Source organism: Flavisericum labens, assembly GCF_045446075.1.
GTDB lineage: Bacteria > Bacteroidota > Bacteroidia > Flavobacteriales > Flavobacteriaceae > Flavisericum > Flavisericum labens.
In genome coordinates, this window is sequence record NZ_JBJJBQ010000013.1 from 25686 (window position 1) to 50283 (window position 24598).

At 35.7% G+C, this 24598-nt stretch carries 21 protein-coding genes; 10 read left to right on the forward strand and 11 right to left on the reverse strand.

The features are described from left to right. Together ACIEHO_RS15275 and ACIEHO_RS15280 are read left to right on the forward strand one after the other, a co-directional pair. Positions 1 to 5707, forward strand: a 5707-nt coding sequence (locus ACIEHO_RS15275; protein WP_406973300.1) for an HYR-like domain-containing protein, incomplete at its 5' end; no start/stop codon positions are given. A 195-nt stretch (positions 5708 to 5902) separates the two neighbouring features. Further along, positions 5903 to 6703, forward strand: coding sequence for a hypothetical protein (locus tag ACIEHO_RS15280; protein ID WP_406973302.1), 801 nt, complete (start codon positions 5903 to 5905; stop codon positions 6701 to 6703). A 30-nt stretch (positions 6704 to 6733) separates the two neighbouring features. On the opposite strand, the gene hisS is transcribed toward ACIEHO_RS15280, so the two are convergent. From hisS to rpsF, 5 genes are all read right to left on the reverse strand, one after another. Further along, a complete protein-coding gene (gene hisS / locus ACIEHO_RS15285; RefSeq protein ID WP_406973304.1) occupies positions 6734 to 8110 on the reverse strand; it encodes a histidine--tRNA ligase in 1377 nt (458 codons plus the stop codon). A 263-nt stretch (positions 8111 to 8373) separates the two neighbouring features. Next, on the reverse strand, positions 8374 to 8844 hold the full coding sequence (locus ACIEHO_RS15290; protein WP_406973306.1) for a DUF6495 family protein: 471 nt from the start codon (positions 8842 to 8844) through the stop codon (positions 8374 to 8376). A 63-nt stretch (positions 8845 to 8907) separates the two neighbouring features. After that, positions 8908 to 9369 carry a 50S ribosomal protein L9 gene (rplI, locus tag ACIEHO_RS15295; RefSeq protein ID WP_406973308.1) on the reverse strand — a complete coding sequence of 154 codons (462 nt, stop codon included), beginning with the start codon at positions 9367 to 9369 and terminating at the stop codon, positions 8908 to 8910. A gap of 13 nt (positions 9370 to 9382) precedes the next feature. Further along, the gene (gene rpsR / locus ACIEHO_RS15300; protein ID WP_406973310.1) at positions 9383 to 9679 is read right to left on the reverse strand and encodes a 30S ribosomal protein S18; all 297 of its coding nucleotides are present in this window, start codon (positions 9677 to 9679) and stop codon (positions 9383 to 9385) included. 2 nt (positions 9680 to 9681) lie between these two features. After that, positions 9682 to 10020, reverse strand: coding sequence for a 30S ribosomal protein S6 (rpsF, locus tag ACIEHO_RS15305; protein WP_406973312.1), 339 nt, complete (start codon positions 10018 to 10020; stop codon positions 9682 to 9684). 209 nt (positions 10021 to 10229) lie between these two features. Here rpsF and ACIEHO_RS15310 point away from each other — a divergent pair, with 209 nt between their 5' ends. Next, positions 10230 to 10925 carry a LytR/AlgR family response regulator transcription factor gene (locus ACIEHO_RS15310; protein ID WP_406973314.1) on the forward strand — a complete coding sequence of 232 codons (696 nt, stop codon included), beginning with the start codon at positions 10230 to 10232 and terminating at the stop codon, positions 10923 to 10925. Positions 10926 to 11003: 78 nt separating this feature from the next. Here ACIEHO_RS15310 and priA read toward each other — a convergent pair whose 3' ends face one another. From priA to nadC, 3 genes are all read right to left on the reverse strand, one after another. Continuing rightward, entirely contained in the window at positions 11004 to 13457 is a 2454-nt protein-coding gene (priA, locus tag ACIEHO_RS15315) for a replication restart helicase PriA (RefSeq protein ID WP_406973316.1), read from the reverse strand. Positions 13458 to 13460: 3 nt separating this feature from the next. Further along, positions 13461 to 14402 carry a YihY/virulence factor BrkB family protein gene (locus ACIEHO_RS15320; protein WP_406973318.1) on the reverse strand — a complete coding sequence of 314 codons (942 nt, stop codon included), beginning with the start codon at positions 14400 to 14402 and terminating at the stop codon, positions 13461 to 13463. A gap of 99 nt (positions 14403 to 14501) precedes the next feature. Further along, complete coding sequence (gene nadC, locus ACIEHO_RS15325; protein ID WP_406973320.1) at positions 14502 to 15362, reverse strand: carboxylating nicotinate-nucleotide diphosphorylase; 861 nt, start codon at positions 15360 to 15362, stop codon at positions 14502 to 14504. A 130-nt stretch (positions 15363 to 15492) separates the two neighbouring features. Between nadC and rlmH the strand changes: the two genes are divergently transcribed. Next, complete coding sequence (rlmH, locus tag ACIEHO_RS15330) at positions 15493 to 15966, forward strand: 23S rRNA (pseudouridine(1915)-N(3))-methyltransferase RlmH (protein WP_406973322.1); 474 nt, start codon at positions 15493 to 15495, stop codon at positions 15964 to 15966. Here rlmH and hpf read toward each other — a convergent pair. Next, positions 15963 to 16262: a ribosome hibernation-promoting factor, HPF/YfiA family gene (gene hpf / locus ACIEHO_RS15335; RefSeq protein ID WP_406973324.1), complete on the reverse strand. Its 300-nt coding sequence runs from the start codon at positions 16260 to 16262 to the stop codon at positions 15963 to 15965. The two genes, rlmH and hpf, sit on opposite strands and share 4 nt — an antisense overlap. A gap of 161 nt (positions 16263 to 16423) precedes the next feature. Between hpf and ACIEHO_RS15340 the strand changes: the two genes are divergently transcribed. The 4 genes from ACIEHO_RS15340 (at position 16424) to ACIEHO_RS15355 (ending at position 21076) form a co-directional block, all read left to right on the forward strand. Continuing rightward, positions 16424 to 17005 (forward strand): non-canonical purine NTP diphosphatase, encoded by a 582-nt coding sequence (locus ACIEHO_RS15340; RefSeq protein WP_406973326.1) that lies wholly within the window; start codon positions 16424 to 16426, stop codon positions 17003 to 17005. A 66-nt stretch (positions 17006 to 17071) separates the two neighbouring features. Then, on the forward strand, positions 17072 to 19297 hold the full coding sequence (locus tag ACIEHO_RS15345; protein WP_406973401.1) for a RelA/SpoT family protein: 2226 nt from the start codon (positions 17072 to 17074) through the stop codon (positions 19295 to 19297). A 26-nt stretch (positions 19298 to 19323) separates the two neighbouring features. Next, entirely contained in the window at positions 19324 to 19779 is a 456-nt protein-coding gene (locus ACIEHO_RS15350; protein WP_406973328.1) for a Fur family transcriptional regulator, read from the forward strand. Between the two features lie 13 nt (positions 19780 to 19792). Further along, on the forward strand, positions 19793 to 21076 hold the full coding sequence (locus ACIEHO_RS15355; RefSeq protein ID WP_406973330.1) for an adenylosuccinate synthase: 1284 nt from the start codon (positions 19793 to 19795) through the stop codon (positions 21074 to 21076). A 66-nt stretch (positions 21077 to 21142) separates the two neighbouring features. Here the strand turns inward: ACIEHO_RS15355 and ACIEHO_RS15360 are convergent, their stop codons facing one another. Further along, positions 21143 to 21748, reverse strand: coding sequence for a thioredoxin family protein (locus tag ACIEHO_RS15360; protein ID WP_406973332.1), 606 nt, complete (start codon positions 21746 to 21748; stop codon positions 21143 to 21145). 4 nt (positions 21749 to 21752) lie between these two features. Beyond that, a complete protein-coding gene (locus ACIEHO_RS15365) occupies positions 21753 to 22298 on the reverse strand; it encodes a TlpA family protein disulfide reductase (RefSeq protein ID WP_406973334.1) in 546 nt (181 codons plus the stop codon). Positions 22299 to 22431: 133 nt separating this feature from the next. Here ACIEHO_RS15365 and ACIEHO_RS15370 point away from each other — a divergent pair, with 133 nt between their 5' ends. Together ACIEHO_RS15370 and ACIEHO_RS15375 are read left to right on the forward strand one after the other, a co-directional pair. Then, the gene (locus ACIEHO_RS15370) at positions 22432 to 22893 is read left to right on the forward strand and encodes a MarR family winged helix-turn-helix transcriptional regulator (RefSeq protein ID WP_406973336.1); all 462 of its coding nucleotides are present in this window, start codon (positions 22432 to 22434) and stop codon (positions 22891 to 22893) included. Between the two features lie 282 nt (positions 22894 to 23175). Continuing rightward, on the forward strand, positions 23176 to 24582 hold the full coding sequence (locus tag ACIEHO_RS15375; protein ID WP_406973338.1) for an anthranilate synthase component I family protein: 1407 nt from the start codon (positions 23176 to 23178) through the stop codon (positions 24580 to 24582). Positions 24583 to 24598: the final 16 nt, after the last annotated feature.

Below are 24598 nucleotides of genomic sequence, written 5' to 3' on the forward strand. Positions count from 1 at the left end.
TGTCGTTTGGAGATACAGATATACTGCCTGTGATTCTTCGACTACTGTTGATTGGACTCATACTTATACCATTGATTACGCTGGCGCTTTAACACCTCCTGCTTTAGGAACTAGCACTGTCGCTTGTCCTGCTGACGCAACAGACCCTGGTGCTCCCGCAGATATTACTGATGCTTGTGGCAGAACCGTTTCTGCTGTACTTATTGGGCAAGATGCCGCAACCCCTGGTTGTGAAGGAACTGTCGTTTGGAGATACAGATATACTGCCTGTGATTCTTCGACTACTGTTGATTGGACTCATACTTATACCATTGATTTACCTTCACCAATAGTTCCTGCAAACGGATCTAGCAATGTACAATGTTTAGCAGATGCTGTTCAAGTTGCCGCTCCTCTTGTTACCGATGCTTGTGGAAACAATCTAACTCCAGTAATTACTGAAAATGTTGATCCCGTTCCAGCCTGTGGCGCTAACAAAATTTACACATATACTTATACCGATTGTGCAAATAATGTATCTGTTTACACATATACATATACTATTGATGACACAACAGATCCTACAGCAATCCCACCAACGGCAACAGCCTTACAATGCGCTGGAGATATACCAGCCGCTATAACAACAATAACAGCCTTTAACAATTTAATTGGAGCCAATGCTTCCGATAATTGTACAGCCACTTCCAATCTTACGGTTTCCTCAACAACAGGAAGCTTAGTAGGACAAAGTTATAATGGTACTATTAATAGAACATACACCATCACAGACGCTTGTGGAAATGAGACCGATGTTGACCACGTGTTTAACATTAATGATACTACCCCACCTACAGCTGTTTGTCAACCAATTACCGTACAATTGGTTAATGGCATGGCCAACATTGATGCCTCAGAAATAAATAATGGATCTAATGATAATTGTGGAGTTCCAAGATTAATTAGTGTTTCTCCATCAAGCTTTAATTGTAGCAATGTTGGAGCAAATACAGTAACATTGGTTGTTGAAGATGATGCTGGCCTCCAAAATTCTTGTACTACCACCGTTACTGTTGAAGACAATGAAGCACCAAGTACTGTTTGTATAGCATCTTCTTCTCTTACTATAACTTTAGACCCAGTTACTGGTACTGCATCAATAACTCCAGATCAGATAGATAATGGATCAAGTGACGAATGTGGTATTGCCTCTATGAGTGTTAGTCCAAATGTGTTTGATTGTACTGATGTTGGAAACAATACCGTAACACTTACTGTAATAGATAACAATGGAAACCCTAATAGTTGTTCGACTACCATAATAGTAGACCCACCAACTATTTCAACAGGCGCTATAACAGGAACCGTTGTAAACCCAATACCAGATAACCCAGAGCCAGCAAGTGATTTAGTTGAAGTTACGGCTTGCCCTGGTGGCACTTTAGTTCCTAGAGATGTTGAATTGACATTAGATCTTACTGGTAGCAATATTGATGCGAGCAATATTAGTACTTGGCAAATTTCAACCAATCAAGGAGTTTCATGGACTGATGTTGCCGGTACTTCGGGACAAACTACAGTGACTATAATGGGGCTAACAACAACAACCATTGTTAGAGCCTATATTCTATCTGGTAGTTGTCCATCTATTTCACCTTATGCATTAATACGTTTTTTACCACCAGACGAACCACCTATTATAGAAAGTATTACAAGTACGACTATTTGTTTAGGTGATGATGTTGACATTGTGGCTTCTAGCTTCTTTGAGTATGGAGGACAATTTGGCGGCGGCGGTTATTTTAATTATGCAAACCCCGATAATTGGCTTGTTGATGGTGTGGAATTCTTCCCAGCACCTGGTAATAATACAAATCCATCAAACTGGTTTGAGACCAATGGACCAAGAATATTTGGAGGTATTAGATATGATACGTCGGACAACACAAAATTTGCTGTTGCTAATGGTATTGGTTTTTCAACTACTATGGAAACACCTATTTTTAGTACTATAGGAATGTCTGCTAGTGAAGCTATACTTGAATTCTATCAAGCTTACTATTTCTGTGACGGTGCTTTTGGAGAAATTAAACTATCTACAGATGGCGGTGAAAATTATGACATTACTCTTAATACTGATCAAAATGACAACTTAACTTCTGGAAATGATTCTGGTTTTTCAGTTTTAGCAACTAGTGGAGGTTGTGGTAATGGTCCACAGGGACAACATCCAACATCTGACCCTTTTCAACCCGCATCCATAGACCTTTCAGATTATTTGAATGAGCCAAGTTTAAGGATCATGTTTATTTTTGACAGTACACTTTCAACATCTACATGTAATGCTAATTTTGCCCCAGGAGCGACAAACACTTGCGGTAATATCCCAAGTAATTTCGATGTTTATAGTACTTGGGTGGTTGATGATGTAGGATTTCCTTATGCGCCTATAGATGAAATATTGCAATGGCGTGATGAATTTGGAAATGTAATTGCTACAGGAAGCAACGTAACACTCACACCTATTGTACCAGGAGAAAGACGGTTTAATGTAACGGCACTTGTTAATGGCTGTAGAGCAGATACAGACGATGGTACTGAATTTGTAGATGTTAGCACTAGTTTAGCCTATGCAGGAGAAGATTTCACCCCAGCTAGTGGTAAATGTGGACAATCAAGTATTCAATTAAATGCCTATGACAATACCATTTCGGCATACAATAATAGTTTAACATTCGATGAGTACGGCAATGCTGCCTATCCTCGTCCTGGAAGTGGCGATGTAGTACCAACGCAACATTACACATTAAATGACCCCAACGACATGGGTTCGGTGTTCGATTATATGGGTACAGGGGTTACTGGTACTTGGAGTGTTGTTTCAGCTTCAACTACTGCATGCGGCGCAACAGCAACCTTCTCGAGTAATACAGACCCTAGGGCAACTTTTACTGCTGAACCAGGAGATTATACTTTACGATGGACATTAAATGATGCCAATGCGTGTTGGGACGAAGTAGATGTTACCATTACAAACTGTAGCACCATAGATTTTGATGGCTCAGATGATTATATAACCTTTAAAAATAACTATAATTTAAATGGTTCTTTTAGTATTGAAGTTTGGATTAAACCCGAATCCACAACAGGTACCATTTTTTCAAGAAAAGACATAAATGTTCCTAATGCTGGTTATGATTTAACCTTAGCTGGAGGAAATTTATCCTTTAATTTTGGTAGTGGTTCTATTTCTACTGGAAACATAATTGATACTTCTAGGTATTATCATATAGCTGTTACTTTTGATGGTTCTGAATATATTATTTACGTAGATGGTGTGCCTATTGGCAGTCCTGTTTCTGGAAGCGCACCTGCAACCACACCTAATAATATAGAAGCCATACTTGGAGCTATGGATCAAAGCCCTCCAGGTATTCCTATGAATTATTTTAGTGGATGGATGGATGAATTTAGGGTATGGAACCGAGCACTTAATGTCCAACATATCAGGCAAATGATGAATCAAGAAATCATGGCTTTAGGAACTGACGTAGGTGGTGAAGTGATTCCAACCAGAATATATGGTGTGGATACCAATCAAGATGGTACTGAAGAAGATTTACTCATCTGGGCTGATTTAGAAGGTTATTACAGAATGGATGCCGCTTGTGGTTACCTTACTGCTATCAAAGGTGTTACTGGTAGATTAAGAAATATTAATTCTTCCCAAAATGAATGGGCACCAATTCCTTATACGACTTCTAGTGATAATGATTGGGATAATAGTAATACCTGGACTCATGGAGATTATTGGTATATTCCGGGAAGCACTCAACACAGTACTAGTATAGACTGGAACATTGTAAGAACATCCAATACTGTTACGATGGACCATCAAGATATGACCCTATTGGGACTATTAGTAGACTCTAATGAATTAACTATAACTAATACTGGCGGCCAAAACGAAATGAATCCTGGTCATGGCTTATGGATAACAGACTATCTAAAACTTGACGGTTTTATTGATTTAGTAGGTGAATCCCAACTGGTACAAAAAAGATACAATACTACTGGGAATCCAACAATTCAGTTTAATGAAAGCATTTTGGACGTAACCAGTAGTGGCTATTTAGAACGTGATCAGCAAGGGGGTATAAACAAATTTAATTATAACTATTGGAGTCTTCCAATTGGAGCCATAAATACCAGTAGCAACAATATGCCTGCAACTTTGTCAAATAATAAAAAGGATGGCACAACTTCTAGTTCTCCTGCACCAATTACATGGATAGGTGGTTATGACGCTTCAGCCCCCAATCCAGTATCTATTCCTGAATATTGGTTATGGGCTTATGAGAACTACCCAACCAATGTATATGGTAATTGGGTCAAACTATATAAAACATCAGGTATTAAGGCAGGATTAGGCTATACCATGAAAGGTAGTGGCAACACAAGCTATTCTTATCAAAACTATGTTTTTACCGGCAAACCTAATAATAATACTATTACTAGAGCCATAACCCTTAATAACGATGCTTTAGTTGGAAATCCCTATCCGTCTGCTCTAGATGCAAATGAATTTATTTTGGATAACATTCCTGGAGGCAACCAAGGAACTACTGGAAGCATTGATGGCACCCTTTATTTCTGGATACATTTTGACTCTAATAACACTCACGTTTTAAGAGATTACCAAGGAGGTTATGCCACTTACAATTTATCTGGTGGACTAGCTCCGGTTACAGGGCTAAATTATACCACAACCGATGGATTTTATATTAGTGGTGCTGGAAATACAAATTTAAGGCCTGGTCAATATATGCCAGTAGCTCAAGGCTTTTTTGTTCATTCCGCATTTGCTGGTGATAAAGACGAAAATTTTCTTAAATTTCAGAATAGCCAAAGAATCTTCAAAAGAGAAACCAATGATAATGCTGCTGATGGATCGCAATTTTTGAAATCAAGTAATTCTAAAAGTGCAAAAAATAGTTCAGACTCCACTATAGATGAGACATCTATTAAACGCATTAGGTTTCAGTTCAAATCAGCTGAAGGAACAAATAGGTCTTTATTATTAGCTTTCACACCAAATAATGAAGCATCTGATGGTTTTGATTATGGTTATGATGCTAAAGTTTTTGAAACCATCCCTAGTGATATGCTCTTCATGATAAATAATGAAAAATATACCATTCAAGGGGTTGGGGCTTTTGATGAAAACAAACAATATCCATTTGGTATTTTCTCTAAAGATGGAGGTGTCATTGAAATTTCTATTACTGAAATGGAAAATTTAGACCCAAATACCAAAGTGTATATTTATGATAGTTTATTAGAAACTTACACAAAAATAAATGACAAGAATTCAAAATATGAAACAACAGTTGAGGCTGGCAATCATTTAAATAGGTTCTATATTACATTCATTAAAAAGAATAAAACGCTTTCTTCAAATGTTAATGAGTTTGACCAATTCGATATTAAATACTTAAATGACACTAAAGAAATTAACATTAAAGCCGCAAATTATGTTGAAATCAAACAAGTATATCTAATTAATACGCTTGGACAAACAATAAAGGCTTGGAATAAAACAAACGTACCGACAATGTCTAATGAAATGACAATTCCTTTAACAAAAAATATTGCTGAAGGTAGTTATATTATTAAAGTAGTTAGCTCCATCGGAATTGTTAACGAAAAGATTATTGTTAGTCAATAATTAAATATAAACAAGCATAAAAATGCCCTCTAGAGTTCTAGAGGGCATTTCTTTTTTTAATACTTAAAAATTTGTAATCTTTTTATCATATATATTTAAAAAAGTGTATTTCGTCGATTTTTTTTGCTCTTTAAGGGTTTTATATCTACTTTAGCTATAGAAAAAATGTTAATGCTCATTAAAACCCCAAATCTAATGGCAAAAAAAATATACTTATTCTTAATATGCCTTTTGTGCACTCTAACAAATGGTTTTGCAAGTGAATCAACATCACTGGCGATAAGCAGCAATATACAAAGAGTCAGGATTGATTTTACTATGCCCGACGGCTATGTAAGACATTTATTACTAGCTTTTACTAAAGATAATTCAGCTAGTGATAATTATGACTATGGTTATGATGCCATAAACAGAGATGCCTACCCATATGATTTAAACTGGATGATTGGGGATTTGCGTTGTACAACACAAGGTGTTGGAGCATTTGACGACTCAAAACAATACCCATTAAACATGTTTATGTCCAAGGATGGCCAAGTTGAAATAGCCCTCGAAGAATTAGAAAATTTTGATACACCGATTGATTTGTTCATTTATGATTCTCAACTAAATACATACACACAAATCAACGACTCAAATTATGCTGATACTATAGAAGCGGGAGATTACTTAGATCGCTTTTATTTGGTTTTTAAAGATAATAGTGCAGATTCTTCAATAGCCTTTAAATCACTTTCTAATGAAGAAGTTTCTTTAACCGATGCCAATATTGGTTATTTGAACAATACAAAGGAACTTTATGTTGAGACAAATGACAAATTTACCATTAGCACCATCCATATATACAGTTTATCTGGACAAGAAGTGTTTTCTTTAAACCATGTTAACTCTAGCCAAATTAAAGTTCCCTTTTATGTTAATCAACTTAAATTTGGCATTGTATTAGTTGAAACCAATCAAGGTGCTTTACTCAGAAAGAAAATAGCTATAAAATAAATCGGTCAAAAAAAATACCCCAATTTAATTTTAGGACGGTTTTATTTTTTCCATCAAAGCTTCAAAAGACACCTTAAATTGCTCCCCAGTAGCCATACTTTTTAAAGTATAGCTATTGGTGTTCATCTCCTCCTCACCTACCAAAACCACAAACGGAATGTTTCGTTTATTGGCATGATTCATTTGTTTTTTCATTTTGGCAGCATCTGGGTATAGTTCCGCATTAACACCCTGTTGACGCAATTGCTTGATCGCTTTTAAACTGAATAAGGCTTCCTTTTCTCCAAAATTAATAAACAGTACTTCTACATTTTTATTCACGGTTTCTGGGAACAACCCCAACTCCTCAAGAACCAAATAGATTCTATCCAAACCAAAACTAATACCAACACCGCTAACGTTTTTCATTCCGAAAATACCGGTTAAATCATCGTAACGGCCTCCGCCGCCAATCGAGCCCATTTTTACATTTTTAGGTGCAGCAACCTCAAAAATAGCTCCGGTGTAGTAATTAAGTCCACGAGCTAATGTGACATCAAGTTGCAAAGCCGCCGTCGCCAATCCTAATTTTGAAATAGCATTATTTATAAAATTCAGTTCGTCGATGCCTTTTTTACCTTCTTCGGAAGTGTTTAGAATACTTTTTAAACTCTCAATTTGCGATTCGAAAGACCCAGACAAAGTGAACAACGGTTGTAATTTTGAAATACCATCTTCTGAAATGCCTTTTGCACGCATCTCCTCCTTCACTTTTTCTTCACCTATTTTATCAAGTTTATCGAGTGCAACGGTAAAATCGATTAATTTATCGGAAGCACCAATAACTTCAGCTATTCCAGATAAAATTTTACGGTTATTGATTTTTATGGTAACACCTTCCAGTTTTAACGCTGAAAAAACAGCATCATATAGTTGAATAAATTCTACCTCCTGCCACAACGAGTTGCTGCCCACAACATCGGCGTCGCATTGGTAAAACTCTCTAAAACGTCCTTTTTGAGGTCTATCTGCTCGCCAAACAGGTTGGATTTGGTAACGTTTAAACGGAAACTCTATTTCGTTTTGGTGTTGCACCACGTAACGGGCAAAGGGAACCGTTAAATCGTAACGGAGAGCCTTTTCTGATATAGAATTTGTTAATTTATTTGAATCCTTTTCTTGGTATGCAGCAGCATCAGCCTTTGCCAAATAATCCCCGGAATTTAAAATCTTAAAAATCAAACGGTCGCCTTCATCGCCATACTTACCCATTAGGGTTTCAGAGTTTTCAAAACTTGGCGTTTCAATGGGCTGAAAACCGAAAGTTTCAAACGCATAACGAATGGTATTAAAAATATAGTTTCGCTTAGCTACTTGTTCCGGATTAAAATCTCGGGTACCTTTTGGGATGCTTGGTTTTTGGGCCATTTAATAATTTTAATTTATAAACTTCGATTTCGCTTCCACCACGCCCAGCGAGTTCTTTCTGTTTTGCAATGGGTTAAAAAAGCGAATTCCTCATCATAACATAACCAATGTTATAGTATGATGCGGAGTGACAAAAATAATTAATGAAGACGTCTTTGCGAGTTTTTTCAAGAAAAAAAGCGTGGCAATCTTTTAAATTGAAACTTATAGTATTAGCAACACACGATTAATAGATTGCCGCGTCGTGCCTCCTCGCAATGACGTTAGTTTATTAACTTATCAAAATACTGATACAATTCGCCTTTGGTTATTACAGCGCCCTGTTCAATCATATTGAATTTATCAGCATTTTTATCTTCTGAATATGCTTTGTCAGCTTGAAGGAACTCTACGCTTTCATCCATTAAGTTTTCACGAAGCCAATCATACCCTTCTTGGGTTGTAATATCGATAACTTCATTTTTAACGTTTACTACGATGGCATGCATTTGTTCGTCATCCAAATGAAACAAATACATGTGCTGTGGTGCAAAATGCTCTAAATACTCGGCTTTGTTCAAAACACCTTCCCAAATTAAGTCGCTAAACACATCCAGCTCTGTTTCGGCCAATTCGGGCTTATTAGCTTTTAGGTTGGTCCACTCATCATGCGTTATGGATTGCGTGGCTAAAAAATTAATAAATTCCTGGTGCAGTTCTTCGAACTGTTCTTTTGTAAGTCTTCTGTACTTCATCTTTACAAATATCATAAAAAAAGCCCCAACATCGTTGAGGCTCTTTATTTTATTTCAGCTTAATTAAGCCTGTGCGATAACCTCAAAAGGAAAATCGAAAATCACTTCTCTATGCAAACGTACAACAGCATTGTACTGTCCTAAACGCTTGATGTTTCCTCCTGTAATAGTAACAAATTTTTTGTCAACTGTGTGTCCTGCTTTTTCAAAAGCTTCAACCAAATCAGCTTTGGTTACCGATCCAAATAATTTATCACCAGCAGTAGCACCTTCAGTTGCTTTAGCTGTAATTTTAATATCTAATCCTTTAATAGCTTCTGCCGTTTTGTTAGCATCTTCTATTACTCTTTTGTCTTTAAAAGCTCTTTGCTTTAAGTTTTCTGCCAATACTTTTTTTGCAGAAACCGTAGCTATAACAGCTTGCCCTTGAGGAATTAAAAAATTTCTACCATAACCGTTCTTAACTGTTACAACATCGTCTTTAAATCCTAAATTTTCAACGTCTTGTTTTAATATAAGTTCCATTGTTATGTGTATTTTATTTTAATAAATCTGCTACGTATGGCATTAAAGCTAAGTGACGCGCTCTTTTTACAGCAACAGACACTTTTCTTTGGTACTTTAATGACGTCCCTGTTAAACGACGAGGTAAGATTTTACCTTGCTCGTTAACAAATTTCAATAAGAAATCTGGATCTTTGTAATCAATGTACTTGATACCAGATTTTTTGAAACGACAGTATTTTTTTTGCTTACTAGTTTCAATATTTAAAGGCGTTAAATATCTAATTTCTCCGTCCTTTTTTCCTTTTGATTGTTGTTCTATTGATGACATAATTAAGCTTTTACTTTAAGTTTTTCTCTTCTTCTCTCTGCCCAAGAAATAGCGTGTTTATCTAACGAAACGGTTAAATAACGCATAAAGCGTTCGTCACGTCTAAACTCTACTTCTAATTGGTTAATCACATCACCAGCAACGGTGTATTCAAACAAATGGTAAAAACCACTTTTCTTGTTTTGAATTGGGTAAGCTAATTTTTTTAGCCCCCAATCTTCTTTTGCCACCATCTTAGCTCCGTTAGAAACAAGAAAATCTTCGTATTTCTTTACTGTTTCCTTTATCTGGTCTTCAGATAAAACGGGATTTAAGATGAAAACAGTTTCGTAATGATTCATAAAAATCGTTTTTATTGTTAAAAATTGGCTGCAAAAATAAATAAATTCTATATATTACACAACTATTACCGACCCTAAATTTATTGATCGAAAACATGAGACAAATAATGTTAAAAATTTGTTAAAATGTGCATTTTAACGATGTTTTTTGGTTTTTAACCGAATTATTCGTACTATTGTCGATACTTAACCGAAATAATACAAATGTTATGACTTTAAACTGTGTAGTAGTAGACGATTCAGCAATACAACGTCTCTCTATTGTTAAGTTGGTCGAAAATCACCCTTCGCTAAACTTAATTGCAGAGTACAGTAGTGCCCTAGAAACCAAAAATGGTTTAAATACGCACCAAGTAGACCTTATCTTTTTAGACATTGAAATGCCAGTGTTAAATGGATTTGAACTTCTAGACGTATTAAACAACAAACCGCAAATTATTTTTGTAACCGGTAAAACCGAATATGCTTTTAAAGCATTTAATTACGATGCTACCGATTACTTACACAAACCTATTACTAAAGAACGTTTCAACACATCTGTTGAAAAAGCTCTAGAACAACATAGGTTAACACAAGACTATAACGAAGAAGATGGCGAGCACATTTTTGTGAAAAGCAACCTTAAAAAACGTAAAGTATATATTAAGGATATTAAATGGATTGAAGCCCTTGGTGATTATGTAAAACTGGTTACTGAAGAAAACAGCTTGGTAGTACTTTCTACCATGAAAGCGTTTGAAGCCGAATTACCAGAAGGCAAATTTTTAAGAATTCACAAATCTTACATTGTTAATCTTGACAAAATCGACAGATTTAACAGTAAAAATGTTGAGGTTGGTGCCTACGAAATCCCTTTAAGTAGAAACAAAAAAACCCAGTTGGTTGATGCCTTAAATAATATTTAAGGATTTAAATGGATAGAAATCCTGATTCTAAATTGGGGTTAAGTTCAATAACGAAATTTGAAAGTAATTTCTATTTCACTAAAAGTTATCGACATTTAAAATTACCCTAACCGACCGAAAATCTTTTATACTTTGGAAGCTATTATTTACTTTAATAATAGCTTCTTTTGTTTTTGACAAAGACTGTTGTTTGGGTATTTTAACCAAAATGTTTTTATGAAATTGGTTTCTAATACGAGCTATTGGTGGCGACTCCGGGCCAAGAACAAAATCACCAAATATTTGCCTTAGTGATTTGCCATACCAAATGGAAGCCTTTTCAACCCTATTATAATCTTTATGTTTTAGCGTAATTTTTATCTGCCTGTAGACCGGTGGGTATTTATAATTATAACGATCGTTCATTTGCTCGTTAAACATATCAATATAATTATTCGTTGAAACTTGTTGCAAAATATTATGGTGCGGATTATAGGTCTGTATCAAAACCTTACCTCGTTCCTCGGTGCGCCCCGCCCTACCCGATACTTGCACCATAAGCTGAAAACTCCGCTCGTGTGCTCTAAAATCCGGAAAGTTCAGCATATTATCGGCATTCATAATACCAACCAGTTTTACATTTCTAAAATCCAAGCCCTTCGTAAGCATTTGCGTGCCAACCAAAACATCTATTTCCTGTTGTTCTAAAGCAGTTATAATCTTTTCATAGCCGTATTTTCCGCGTGTGGTATCCAAATCCATTCGAGCCACATTGCGTTTGGGGAACAACACTTTAACCTCCTCTTCTATTTGCTCGGTTCCAAAACCTTTATTATCCAACTCTTGACTACCACAAGCCATACAATCTTGCAACATAGCCATCACATAGCCGCAATAATGACAACGCAACTGGCTACGGTATTGATGGTAGGTTAAACTCACATCGCAATTAGGACACTGTGGCGAATGTCCGCAAGTATTACACTCGACAATGGGCGAAAACCCTCTTCTGTTTTGAAATAAAATAACCTGCTGACCAGCTTCTAAAGTTTCGGCCATTTCCCCCAACAACCTATCACTAAAATGGCCTTTCATTTCTTTTCTTTTGCGCTTATCCTTTATATCCACCAATTCAATGTCGGGCATAATCACATCATTATACCGGTGGTTTAATTCCACAAAACCGTATTTGTTTTGTTTCGCATTAAAATAGCTTTCCAAACTTGGAGTTGCCGAACCCAAAAGCACTTTTGCCTGATGCATATTTCCTAAAACCACGGCTGTATCGCGTGCGTGATAGCGCGGTGCCGGGTCAAATTGTTTAAAAGATTGTTCGTGCTCTTCGTCAACTATAATGAGCCCTAAATCTTTGAACGGCAAGAATATCGACGAACGGGCACCCAGTATAATTTTCGCTTTCGCAGAATCATCCAAAACGTGGTTCCAAACCTCAACTCGTTCATGCGATGAGTATTTAGAATGAAATACCGCTACCTTTTCGCCAAAGTATTCCTGAAGCCTATTGATTAACTGCGCAGTTAAAGCAATTTCAGGAAGTAGATACAGTACTTGCTTGTTGTCACTAAGAGCATCTTCAATCAGTTTTACATAAATTTCGGTCTTGCCCGAAGAGGTTACGCCATGCAATAAGGTAACTTGATGTTTTTCAAAACTTTTATTTACTTCAATTAAAGCTGTTTTCTGGTAAGTGTTGAGTGTTTTTGAACTTTCAGTATCTCCCCCCGTGTACTCTACCCTATCGGTTTGAATATGATATTCTTCGAGAATACCTTTATCAATTAATGCTTTGATGATGGCTGAAGATGCTCCACTTTCTTGGGTTAAATCTAAAACTTTAACTGGCTTTTTGGTTTTGGCAGAAATAGAAAACAAGGTGAGCACTACTTGACTTTGCTTTGGCGCCCTACTCAAATCTTCTAATAAATTTTGAAGCGCACTTTCTGAAGAAAAATTGTTATGCAATTTCACATACCGCACCAACTTAGGTTTATACTTTTCATAAACCTCTTCTTCAACTGTAACAATTTCTTTTTCAATAAGCCTTTTTATTACTGGCAGAACATTCTTTTTTTCAAGAATATTGGAAATATCATGAATTTTTAATGACGACTGATGTTGCAACGCTTCAAAAACCAAAAATTCATCATCTTTTAAATCAGACTCATCAACAGTTTGCACTTTACATTTACTAACTACAGTTTCACTTTCCAAAATAAAAGCATTTGGCAAGGCTGCTCGCATTACATCACCTAAAGTACACAAATAGTAATTGGCTATCCATTGCCACAGTTGCAATTGCCTTTGGTTAACAACTGGGGATTCATCCAAAATTTGTTGAATATCTTTAGCTTCATAAGCCGTTGGTGCATTGGCATGGATTTTAAAAACAATACCCGTATAAATTTTAGATTTTCCGAAGGGCACAGCAACGCGCATTCCTGGTTTTAGAAATTCGGCTTCGGCAGATGTTATGCCGTAAGTAAATAACTTTTGAAGCGGAATAGGAATAATAACGTCAATAAAATTTAACATAAACTAACGTCTTTTTCTTAGTTTATTCAAGGAGGCATTTAATTCATAACCCAAAAGCAAAATGTTTGCATTGAGCCATAAATAAAACAACAAAATCAGCAATGCGCCTATGGAACCATAGAGCTTATTGTATTGGCTAAAATTTTCAATATAAAGTCCAAACAAATACGACGTGAGCATGATAAGAAGCGTAGTAAATAAGGCTCCAATGGAAAAGAATCTCGATTCTCTCCCCTCGCGTGTTCCAAAATAATACAGCGTTGCTGTAGCCAAATAAACCATAACAACAAAAAAGAGGTACTGCACTACGCTGGTCCAAAAAACACTATCAGTGCCAACGTGATAGCCATGCTTTTCTAGAGCATCCAACAAACCTTGTACCACATAAATTTGAATATAACCCAAAACGGCAATAGTTACAATAAGTAAAAATGCCAAAATTAAGGCTATGCCCAAAGCAAACAAATACTGCCGAAACACGTTACGGGTAAGTTGCTCGTGGTATGAATTTTCAAAACCCGAAAACACCGCATTTACACCATTGGCCATTAAGGCTATTGACAATATAAAAACTGATGAAAGCAGTCCGCCACGTTGCGATTGGTCTATATTTTCAAAAATATTTTTGAAGAAAAAATCTGATGTTGTTGGCGGTAAAAATGATTCTAAAAATCTTAAAAATTCAATTTTAAAATCATCAATAGGCACATACGGAATAACGATTAATACAAACAACAAAAACGGAAAAATAGCCGTAAAAAAACTAAATGCAATGGCACTAGCTCTTGTAGTTAAAGCACCTCTAACTATACCCGTTATGTAAAGTTCAAGCAAATCGTAAAACGACAACCCTTCAAGACCAGGCAGTTTTATCTGTTTGAAAAACCGCACCAAAACATTAACCACAGGAATTTTGTCAAGTTTATCTTCTAGGGATTTATCCATTAATAATTTGCTTTTGCAGTAGTAAGCAAAGTTATTAAAATTAAGATTGCCTTTTAATATTTAAGTTCGAATTTAAAGAACAATATATTCGGCCAATATTTATTTAACGGCTTTTAAACTCAAGTCCATATTATAAACGGAATGAGTCAATGCACCGCATGAAATATAATTCACACCACACTCGGCATAATGCCGTATGGTATCTTCATTTATATTTCCTGATGATTCGGTAAGACACTTATCGCCAATTATTTTTACCGCTTTTCTGGTATCTTCGTAATCAAAATTATCCAAGAGAATTCTATAAACCCCTTCGTTTTGCAATATTTCTTCAACTTCAATAAGGTTTCTTGCTTCAACCATTATCAAAAGTTTTCTACCGGTTTCTTCCAAGTACTGCTTGGTCATTTCAATGGCTTTGGTAATGCCTCCAGCAAAATCAATATGATTGTCTTTTAGCATAATCATATCATACAATGCAAACCTGTGGTTTTCACCTCCACCAATTTTTACGGCCCACTTTTCAAGCACACGTATCCCTGGTGTTGTCTTTCTGGTATCTAAAATTTTAGTTTTTGTGCCTTCAACCAAATCAACAAACATTCTTGTTTTTGTAGCAATGGCACTCATTCGCTGCATAGCATTTAAAACGGTTCGTTCTGCCTTTAAAATAGACTGCGAAGACCCCTCAACATACATTACCACATCGCCGAAAGTTACCTCGGTACCATCTTCAATACGCACATCCAACTTTAAATTTTTATCAACGTATGCAAAAACTTTTTTCGCAAAATTAACCCCACCAATAATACCTTTATCCTTTACCAAAAGCTTAGCTCTTCCTCTCGCATTCTCGGGAATACAAGCCAAAGAGCTGTGGTCGCCATCACCTACATCTTCTCTAATGGCATTAGCAATTATACCTTTAACTTCGCTATCAAACTGTTCTTGTGTAATCATTATTTGTCGGTTAGTTTAGAGCAAAAATAAGAAATAGATTTACTTAATTAAATTAATATTTTATGAAATTTATATTTTTTTCGTTATTTAGCTGCGTTTTTCATAAACAGAAAGCCATAATTTTGTATTTATGACCATTAGACTACTTGCCATCGGCAAAACTGATAATAAACAACTTACACATTTAATTAACGATTACACAAAGCGTTTAGGGCACTATGTTAGATTTGAATTGGACATTATCCCCGATATAAAAAACAGCAAAAACTTAAGCGAGTCCCAACAAAAACAAAAAGAAGGCGAACTTATTTTGGGTAAATTAAAGCCAACGGATCAATTGATTCTTTTGGACGAAAATGGAAAACAGGTCGATTCGGTTGCCTTTTCTTCATATTTACAGAAGTATATGAACTCGGGCATTAAACAACTGGTTTTTGTTATTGGCGGTCCTTACGGATTTTCTGAAGACGTTTATAAAAAAGCTAATGGGAAAATATCATTGTCTAAAATGACATTTTCCCATCAAATGATTCGATTATTTTTTATTGAACAGCTGTACAGAGGATTCACTATTTTAAGGAATGAGCCCTACCACCACCGCTAATACGTTTTATAAACTTGCTTTCTTTTTTTTAGTTGGCGATCTAAGTCGCTAATGGTCTCCCTAACGGCCACTTCGTAATTATGCTCCTCTGATGTTGCAAATATTCTGGGACCCGGTAAACTCAATTCTATATTACAAATTTTACCTTTATCATGATGTTTTTCATCTTTTTTAAAATATACGGTTGCGCCAATTAAAAACTCATATCTATTAAACAATTTTTCTAGTTTTTCTTCAGTGAACGCCGAAAGGGTTTCACTTACATCTACATCTACATACTGAATGTTTACTGTCATAATCTTTTCTTTTTAATGATTAATTATAGTGGTAATATACAAGTTTTTTGAAAAATTCATAGTGATAAAAGTCATAAAATAAATTAGAAAGCCGAACAGGGTTTCATACTTATGCCAAATGGTTTTTAAATCTTATTTTTGATATTCATAAAATCATATCTATGGAACTTGTATTCGCGACCAACAACAAAAACAAAATAAGTGAAGTTCAAGCTTTAGTACCCAACAACATTAAATTATTAAGCCTAAAAGATATTGGTTGTTTAGAGGACATCCCTGAAACACAAGATACAATTGCAGGCAATGCTATCCAAAAGACTGAATACATAAAGACCCATTACGGCTACGCTTGTTTTGCCGACGACACAGGACTTGAAGTTGAAGCTTTAAACGGTGCACCCGGAGTGTATTCCGCAAGGTACGCTGGAGAACAAAAAAATGCCGAAGACAACATGCGGAAATTGCTTTCTGAATTAAAAAACACAACCAACAGAACTGCGCAGTTCAAAACTGTTATCGCCCTTCACCTTAATAATGAATTACAAACCTTTGCCGGAATCTGTACCGGAGAAATCACAAAAATTAAATATGGTGAGAAAGGATTTGGCTATGACCCCATTTTTAGGCCAAAAGGCTACGAACAGACTTTTGCCCAAATGGATTTAAGCCTAAAAAATAGTATTGGTCACCGAGGCAAAGCTGTATCGCAATTGGTAAGTTTTTTAAACAGCTCCAAAAAGTAAACTCCAAACAAAAAACTATAATTAGGTATTGCTTGTTAATTTTCTTTATGCTACTTTTAAATTATGATGACAGAGGAATACATTGAAAAAGAAAATGCTGCGATTACCAAAGCTTACAAAGAGCTTTTAAAAGTTAGCTATACAACCTTAACGGACGACGATAAAAAGCTCATAAGAAAGGCCTTTGAAGTAGCCATGGACGGTCATAAAGATCAGCGCCGTAAATCCGGAGAAGCGTATATTTTTCATCCATTGGCGGTGGCCAAAATTGTTGCTCAAGAAATTGGTTTGGACGGTACATCAATCGCGGCAGCCCTATTACATGATGTGGTTGAAGACAGCCCTGATTACGAGGTTAAAGATATCGAAAAACTCTTCGGTAAAACCGTTGCGACTATTGTTGACGGGTTGACCAAAATATCCTCATTGAGCAAAGAAAAAGACATGGACGTGTCGTTGCAAGCCGAAAACTTCCGAAAAATGCTGCTTACCTTAAACGATGATGTTAGGGTAATCATTATAAAAATCGCGGACAGGTTACACAATATGCAAACCATGGATTCCATGCGTCCCGACAAACAGATAAAAATCGCATCCGAAACCCTTTATATTTATGCACCTTTAGCGCACAGAATAGGTTTATATAATATCAAAACCGAATTGGAAGATCTTGGACTAAAATATACCGAACCCGATGTTTACAACGACATTCTCAGCAAAATAAAGGAAAGCAAAGACGAACAAGACGCCTATATTGAAAAATTTAGCGCCGTCATACAAAATTCGCTCGACAAGGAAAGTCTTAGTTATACCATAAAAGGACGACCAAAATCCATTTTCAGCATTAAAAAGAAAATGATGAATCAGGGTGTTTCTTTTGATGAGGTTTACGATAAGTTCGCCATAAGAATCATTTACAAATGTGACGCCGACCCTCATAACGAAAAGTTCTTGGCCTGGAAAATCTACTCCATTGTTACTGACCATTTCAGGCCCAACCCTATTCGGTTGCGCGATTGGATATCCTCTCCCAAATCGACAGGATACGAAGCCTTACATATTACCGTTATGGGCCCTAGAGGCCGTTGGGTAGAAGTTCAGATACGAAGCGCACGTATGAACGAAATTGCCGAAAAGGGCTATGCGGCACACTATAAATATAAACAAAGCAACGAGAAAGAAGATAATCTAGAAACCTGGATAAACCGACTTCAAGAAGCTCTTGAAAATCCAGAAACTAATGCGGTAGATTTTGTAGAACAGTTTAAGCTCAACCTATATTCAAAAGAAATATTCGTGTTTACCCCAGCAGGTGATTTAAAATCACTACCCAAAGGTGCAACCGCTCTCGATTTTGCCTTTCATATTCATACCGAAGTTGGAATGAAAACCCGTGGCGCCAAGGTCAATAATAAATTGGTTACACTAAGCCACGAACTTAAAAGTGGCGACCAAGTTGAGATTTTAACAGTCGAAAACGCAAAACCAAATGCCAACTGGCTAGATTATGCTACTACGGCAAGAGCACGAAGCAAAATAAAATCGGCCTTACGGGAAAACAAAAGAATTATTGGCGAGGACGGAAAAGAATTGTTGCGCCGTAAGCTCAAGCAATTAAAAATAACACTTGACGAAGAATCCGTCAATGATATGGTAAGATTCTTCAAGCTAAAAACAAGTCTGGATTTATTTTACAGAGTTGGTGTTGGAACTATTGATAATACCTTGATTAAAAATTATGCCTCCTCAAGAAGCAATGCTTTCATGACTTTTATCAAGAATCGTATCAACAAAAAAACACCAATTAAAAAAGAGGAGCTTGACAAAGAAGAAATTACCTTAAAATATGATTCTCTTGTTTTTGGAAAAGAAGAGGAAAAGCTCGACTATAAATTAGCTAATTGCTGCAATCCCATCCCTGGTGATGCCGTTTTTGGTTTTTTAACCGTTAACGAAGGTATTAAAGTTCATAAAAAAAACTGTCCCAACGCTGTTAGTTTACAGTCCAACTATGCTTACCGTATCATGCCGGCCAAATGGATAGATTCTACCCAACAGGAATTTCTGGTTAAGATTGTACTTGCTGGAATTGACCACATTGGCCTTGTAAACGATATTACTACTGTGGTTTCAGAGAATATGCACGTCAATATGAAAAGTGTAAGTTTCGAAAGCCATGACGGATTGTTTTCAGGCAAAATCAATGTTGTTGTAAAAAACAATACCATGATCAGGAAGCTTTTGGATAAACTTAAAAAAATTAATGGTATCGATAAGGTTACTAGAGTGTAAAAAAAGTGTAAATTTGCCACGAAATTATGGATGCTAAACCAGAAAACAAAAATCAAGAGATTGTAAAAAACGTTTTTACTACGTTTCTTGAAGCCAACGGACACCGAAAAACGCCCGAACGCTATGCCATACTGCAAGAAATCTATAATAACAACGAGCATTTTGACATAGAATCTCTATATCTTAGCATGAAAAACAAAAAATACAGAGTTTCTCGTGCTACGCTTTACAATACCATTGAGCTTCTTTTAGAATGTGGTTTAGTAAGAAAACATCAGTTTGGGCAAAATCAAGCACATTACGAAAAGTCTTATTTTGACAGGCAACACGACCATGTGATACTAACAGACACAGGTGAAGTTATAGAATTTTGCGATCCAAGAATTCAATCCATAAAGAAAACCATCGAAGAAGTTTTCGATATTGAAATTAACAACCACTCACTCTATTTCTACGGAAACAGAAAATCAACAAACAAATAACTAATTTTTTACAATGGCAGTAGATTTACTACTAGGACTACAATGGGGAGACGAAGGCAAAGGTAAAATTGTTGACGTACTAACATCTAACTACAACATTATAGCCCGTTTTCAAGGTGGCCCAAATGCGGGGCACACTTTGGTTTTTAACGGAAAAAAACACGTATTGCATACCATTCCATCGGGAATTTTTCATGACGATGCTACCAACTTGGTAGGAAATGGTGTGGTAATAGACCCGGTTATTTTTAAAGGGGAATTGGACAAGCTTGAAGTGCAAGATGTCGATTATAGAAAATCTCTAATGATTTCTCGTAAAGCACACATTATACTACCAACCCACAGATTACTTGATGCTGCCAGCGAAGCTTCTAAAGGTAAGTCCAAAATTGGATCTACTTTAAAAGGAATTGGCCCTACTTACATGGACAAAACCGGAAGAAACGGTATTCGCGTTGGGGATTTAGAACTTAGCGACTGGAAAGAACGCTACAGAAATCTGGCAGATAAGCACGAAAAAATGATTGCATTTTATGGTGTGGATATTGAGTATAATTTAAAAGAACTGGAAGATGAGTTTTTTAACGCCATTGAAACATTAAAATCGTTAAAATTCATAGATTCTGAGGAATATATTTACCAAGCGCAAAAATCAGGAAGAACCATTTTAGCTGAAGGTGCACAAGGCTCTTTATTGGATATTGATTTTGGCACATATCCTTTTGTTACCTCAAGTAACACAACCGCTGCCGGGGCATGTACAGGTCTGGGTGTTGCACCTAACCAAATCGGTGAAGTGTTCGGTATTTTTAAAGCCTATACCACTAGAGTCGGGTCTGGGCCTTTCCCAACCGAGTTGTTCGATGAAGATGGCGCGACCATGGCGAAAGTTGGTCATGAATTTGGTGCTACCACAGGCCGCCCAAGACGCTGTGGTTGGTTAGATTTGGTTGCATTAAAATATGCTTGCCAGGTTAATGGTGTTACGCAATTAATGATGATGAAAGCTGATGTACTTTCTGGGTTCAAAACCTTAAAAGTATGTACGCAATACAAATATAAGGGGGAAACCATTTCGCATTTACCTTATAATATAGAGGAAGAAAATGTTGAACCTATTTATTCTAATTTTAGTGGCTGGAAAGAAGATTTAACCAGCATGTCTGATGCTTCAGAATTACCAAAAGCGCTAAACGATTACATTGCATTTTTGGAAAAGGAATTGGAAATACCAATTACTATCGTATCTGTTGGTCCAGACAGAAAACAGACCATATTTAAAAAACAATTAGTTTAACTAAATAAAAAAGCTCCGAAATGATTCGGAGCTTTTTTTTCATATTCATAGTTATAGTTTGACTAACTAAACTTTAATAGTACACCCTATGGCTTTTGTTTCTTTTTCAGGAACTTCTTCACCGGCCAACAATGCATCTACGGCATCTTCAACATATTTAGTAGTTACTGCAGAAGCATCTTTGTAGTTATCATCAATAGCTCCAATATACTTAACCACATTTCCTTCATCAGTACTTTGCAGCACAAAAATATGTGGCGTCTTAGTGGCACCGTATTTAGGGTAAACACTTTGTTTGGCATCAATTAAATAAGGGAAATTAAAACCTTTATCTTCTGCTCTTTGTTTCATGGCATCCAAATTATCACCAGGCTTCACTTCAACATTATTTGGCATAATGGCAATTACAGGGTAACCTTTGTCTTCATATTTATTATTTAATGCTATTATTCTATCTTCATATTTAACAGCAAAAGGACATGTATTGCAAGTAAAAGTTACGATAAATCCTTTAGCTTCTTCGTAATCTGATAGCGAAACCATTTTACCATCAATGTTTTTTAAAGAGAAATCTTCGGCGATATCGCCAATTTTATAACCGTCACTAATGGTAAATGCACTCATTACAACTAAAACAAGCGCTACTGAAAGAATTTTGATTGACTTTTTCATAATTTTATCTATTTAAAAATGGGTTTAATTTTTCTTTTAATTCTTCATAGGTAAATGACTGCTCATAAAACTCACGCGTATCATTTTTATAAATTATAGTAGCAGGAATGGAGCCTGACCAGTTTTCACTTACTTTAGGAATCCAGCTATTCATATCTGGGTCATCAAGCGCTACCACCCTACTCTGCAACTTATTTTCTCGTATAAACGGCATTAACTTCTTCTCATACAAATGCGGAAAATCTAAACTCACCAACAACACCTCTACCTTTTCATTTCTATACTCAGCATTCAATTTCTCAAAATAAGGCAACTCTTTCACACAAGGTGCACACCAAGTGGCCCAAAAATTTACGACATAGGTATTACCGTCATGTCTGTTCAAGAACTTCTCAAAACCCTCAAAATCATAAACTTCTAGGTCTAATTTTTTGCTAACAGGTTTCGATTCTGTTTGATTGGGTGTTCTATTAATGGCAGTATCATTTTTTTTGTCATTAATACAACTTACCAAAAACAACACGCTAAGCGTTAAAAGTTTTATTTTCATATTTTTAAAATTAAAAATTCCATAAGTTTATTAATGATTTTTAACAGTTTTTTATGTTAAAAAAAATCATTAGCTAATTATTCCCATATATTTCCTGCAATTTCCGTACATTTGTATATACAAGAGTTAACAAGTGAGGATAGAAGACATACTTAAAACAAGCTCTAATCTACCATTGTCAAAAAAAGTTGTTGTTAACCTTTTGTTTACCCATGGTTTGGTTAACGGCAAATTGAACATTGTACTCAAACCTTACGATATTTCACTACAACAATTTAATGTACTGAGAATTCTTCGGGGGCAAAAAGGCAAGCCGGTAACATTGGCAATTCTACAACAACGCATGATAAACAAAATGAGCAACACTACGCGATTGGTAGATAAACTAGTAAAAAAACAATACGTAAAAAAGACAAAAAACAAACAAAACAAAAGAAAAATCGATATCACAATAACAAACGAAGGGTTGGATTTTCTTAATGAGGTAGACGGCCTTATTAATAACGCAGAGTTAGATTTAACCAATTCCTTGAACAACGATGAAAAGCTCGAACTCATTCGATTATTAGGGAAGTTAAGATTAATAGCAAATTAACCAAGTTCGAGTGCATCCTAATAATCTAGAAAAACTGCCATTCTCCAATGGTAGTTTTTTATTTGAAAAAAACCGACAATATTTTGGGTAATAATTTTTTCATTTCTATATTTGAAGCGTTAAAAACAAAACAATGAATACGATTTTAAATAAAACTTGGTGGTGGTGCTTTAGAAACTAAAAATTCGTGAAGTAAAACCTAGTATATTTAAAACTAAAAATATTCAAAAAGGCTTGTCAATTCACGACAAGCCTTTTTCTTTGTACCGAAATCATTAATTAATGGAAAAATATAGCCTTTATACTCACCATAAAAAAATACTAACCGATACCATTACACCAGTTACCGTGTATTATAAAATTCGTGACAAATACCCGAACAGTATACTTTTGGAAAGTGGTGACTACCATAGAAACCACAAAAACTTTTCATATATCTGTTTTAATCCCATTGCGTCTATTAAGGTTGAAAATGAAGTAATATCTCAATCCTTTCCAGATGAAAGCACAACCCGTTTGGAAATAACTGATGAGGTGAATGTGGTTGACGAAATTTATAATTTCACCAAGCGCTTTGATGCAAAATCGGAAGAAAACTTCAAATTCATCAACAATGGCATTTTTGGCTACACTGCCTACGATGCCGTTAGGTATTTTGAAGATATTCAAATAAGCAAAAAAGACAATTCTGTTATTATTCCCGATGTATATTATGCCGTTTACAAAAATATTATAGCTATAAACCATTTTAAAAATGAGGCTTACATATTTGCACATTGTTATGATGACAACGAAAATAATATTGATGAAATTGATAAACTCATCAACATCCAAAATTTTGCCTCATATAATTTCAACACCAAAGGCGATATTGATTCTAACTTATCCGATGATGAATTTAAAGAAAATGTTGAACTAGCTAGAAAGCACTGCCACCGAGGTGATGTGTTTCAATTGGTACTATCCAGACGTTTTTCACAAGAATTTACTGGAGACGATTTTAATGTTTATCGTGCCTTACGAAGCGTAAACCCTTCCCCCTACTTATTCTATTTTGATTATGGGGATTTTAAAATTTTTGGAAGTTCGCCTGAAGCACAACTTATTGTTAGCGATAGTTTGGCAGAAATTCACCCCATTGCAGGCACATTTAAACGCACCGGTGATGACCAACAAGACGCCGTTTTAGCCGAAAAGTTAAAAAACGACGATAAAGAAAATGCGGAACACGTTATGCTTGTAGATTTAGCAAGAAACGACTTAAGCCGCCATGGCAGCCAGGTGAAAGTTGAAACGTATCGCGAAGTTCAGTTTTTTTCGCATGTTATTCATTTGGTAAGTAAAGTTACGGGACAAAAACACGACACTACTTCTACGATGCAGGTTGTAGCAGATACTTTTCCTGCAGGAACTTTAAGTGGTGCACCAAAACATATGGCTATGCAACTCATTGAAAAATATGAAAAAACAAGTCGTGGTTATTACGGTGGCGCCATAGGTTTTATGGATTTTGATGGTAATTTTAACCACGCCATTATGATTAGAACCTTCTTAAGTAAAGATTACAAATTGAATTGGCAAGCTGGTGCAGGTATGGTTTCAAAATCAAACCAAGAAAATGAATTGCAGGAGGTATACAATAAGTTAGGAGCATTAACCAAAGCTATCAAATTAGCAGAAGATATATGAGTTTAGAAAATTAATA

Bases quoted from the DNA above. Each gene is read 5' to 3' on its own strand.
- ACIEHO_RS15280 (WP_406973302.1), top strand. From the start codon at position 5,903: ATGGCAAAAAAAATATACTTATTCTTAATATGCCTTTTGTGCACTCTA.
- hisS (WP_406973304.1), bottom strand. From the start codon at position 8,110: ATGGCCCAAAAACCAAGCATCCCAAAAGGTACCCGAGATTTTAATCCG.
- ACIEHO_RS15290 (WP_406973306.1), bottom strand. From the start codon at position 8,844: ATGAAGTACAGAAGACTTACAAAAGAACAGTTCGAAGAACTGCACCAG.
- rplI (WP_406973308.1), bottom strand. From the start codon at position 9,369: ATGGAACTTATATTAAAACAAGACGTTGAAAATTTAGGATTTAAAGAC.
- rpsR (WP_406973310.1), bottom strand. From the start codon at position 9,679: ATGTCATCAATAGAACAACAATCAAAAGGAAAAAAGGACGGAGAAATT.
- rpsF (WP_406973312.1), bottom strand. From the start codon at position 10,020: ATGAATCATTACGAAACTGTTTTCATCTTAAATCCCGTTTTATCTGAA.
- ACIEHO_RS15310 (WP_406973314.1), top strand. From the start codon at position 10,230: ATGACTTTAAACTGTGTAGTAGTAGACGATTCAGCAATACAACGTCTC.
- priA (WP_406973316.1), bottom strand. From the start codon at position 13,457: ATGTTAAATTTTATTGACGTTATTATTCCTATTCCGCTTCAAAAGTTA.
- ACIEHO_RS15320 (WP_406973318.1), bottom strand. From the start codon at position 14,402: ATGGATAAATCCCTAGAAGATAAACTTGACAAAATTCCTGTGGTTAAT.
- nadC (WP_406973320.1), bottom strand. From the start codon at position 15,362: ATGATTACACAAGAACAGTTTGATAGCGAAGTTAAAGGTATAATTGCT.
- rlmH (WP_406973322.1), top strand. From the start codon at position 15,493: ATGACCATTAGACTACTTGCCATCGGCAAAACTGATAATAAACAACTT.
- hpf (WP_406973324.1), bottom strand. From the start codon at position 16,262: ATGACAGTAAACATTCAGTATGTAGATGTAGATGTAAGTGAAACCCTT.
- ACIEHO_RS15340 (WP_406973326.1), top strand. From the start codon at position 16,424: ATGGAACTTGTATTCGCGACCAACAACAAAAACAAAATAAGTGAAGTT.
- ACIEHO_RS15345 (WP_406973401.1), top strand. From the start codon at position 17,072: ATGACAGAGGAATACATTGAAAAAGAAAATGCTGCGATTACCAAAGCT.
- ACIEHO_RS15350 (WP_406973328.1), top strand. From the start codon at position 19,324: ATGGATGCTAAACCAGAAAACAAAAATCAAGAGATTGTAAAAAACGTT.
- ACIEHO_RS15355 (WP_406973330.1), top strand. From the start codon at position 19,793: ATGGCAGTAGATTTACTACTAGGACTACAATGGGGAGACGAAGGCAAA.
- ACIEHO_RS15360 (WP_406973332.1), bottom strand. From the start codon at position 21,748: ATGAAAAAGTCAATCAAAATTCTTTCAGTAGCGCTTGTTTTAGTTGTA.
- ACIEHO_RS15365 (WP_406973334.1), bottom strand. From the start codon at position 22,298: ATGAAAATAAAACTTTTAACGCTTAGCGTGTTGTTTTTGGTAAGTTGT.
- ACIEHO_RS15375 (WP_406973338.1), top strand. From the start codon at position 23,176: ATGGAAAAATATAGCCTTTATACTCACCATAAAAAAATACTAACCGAT.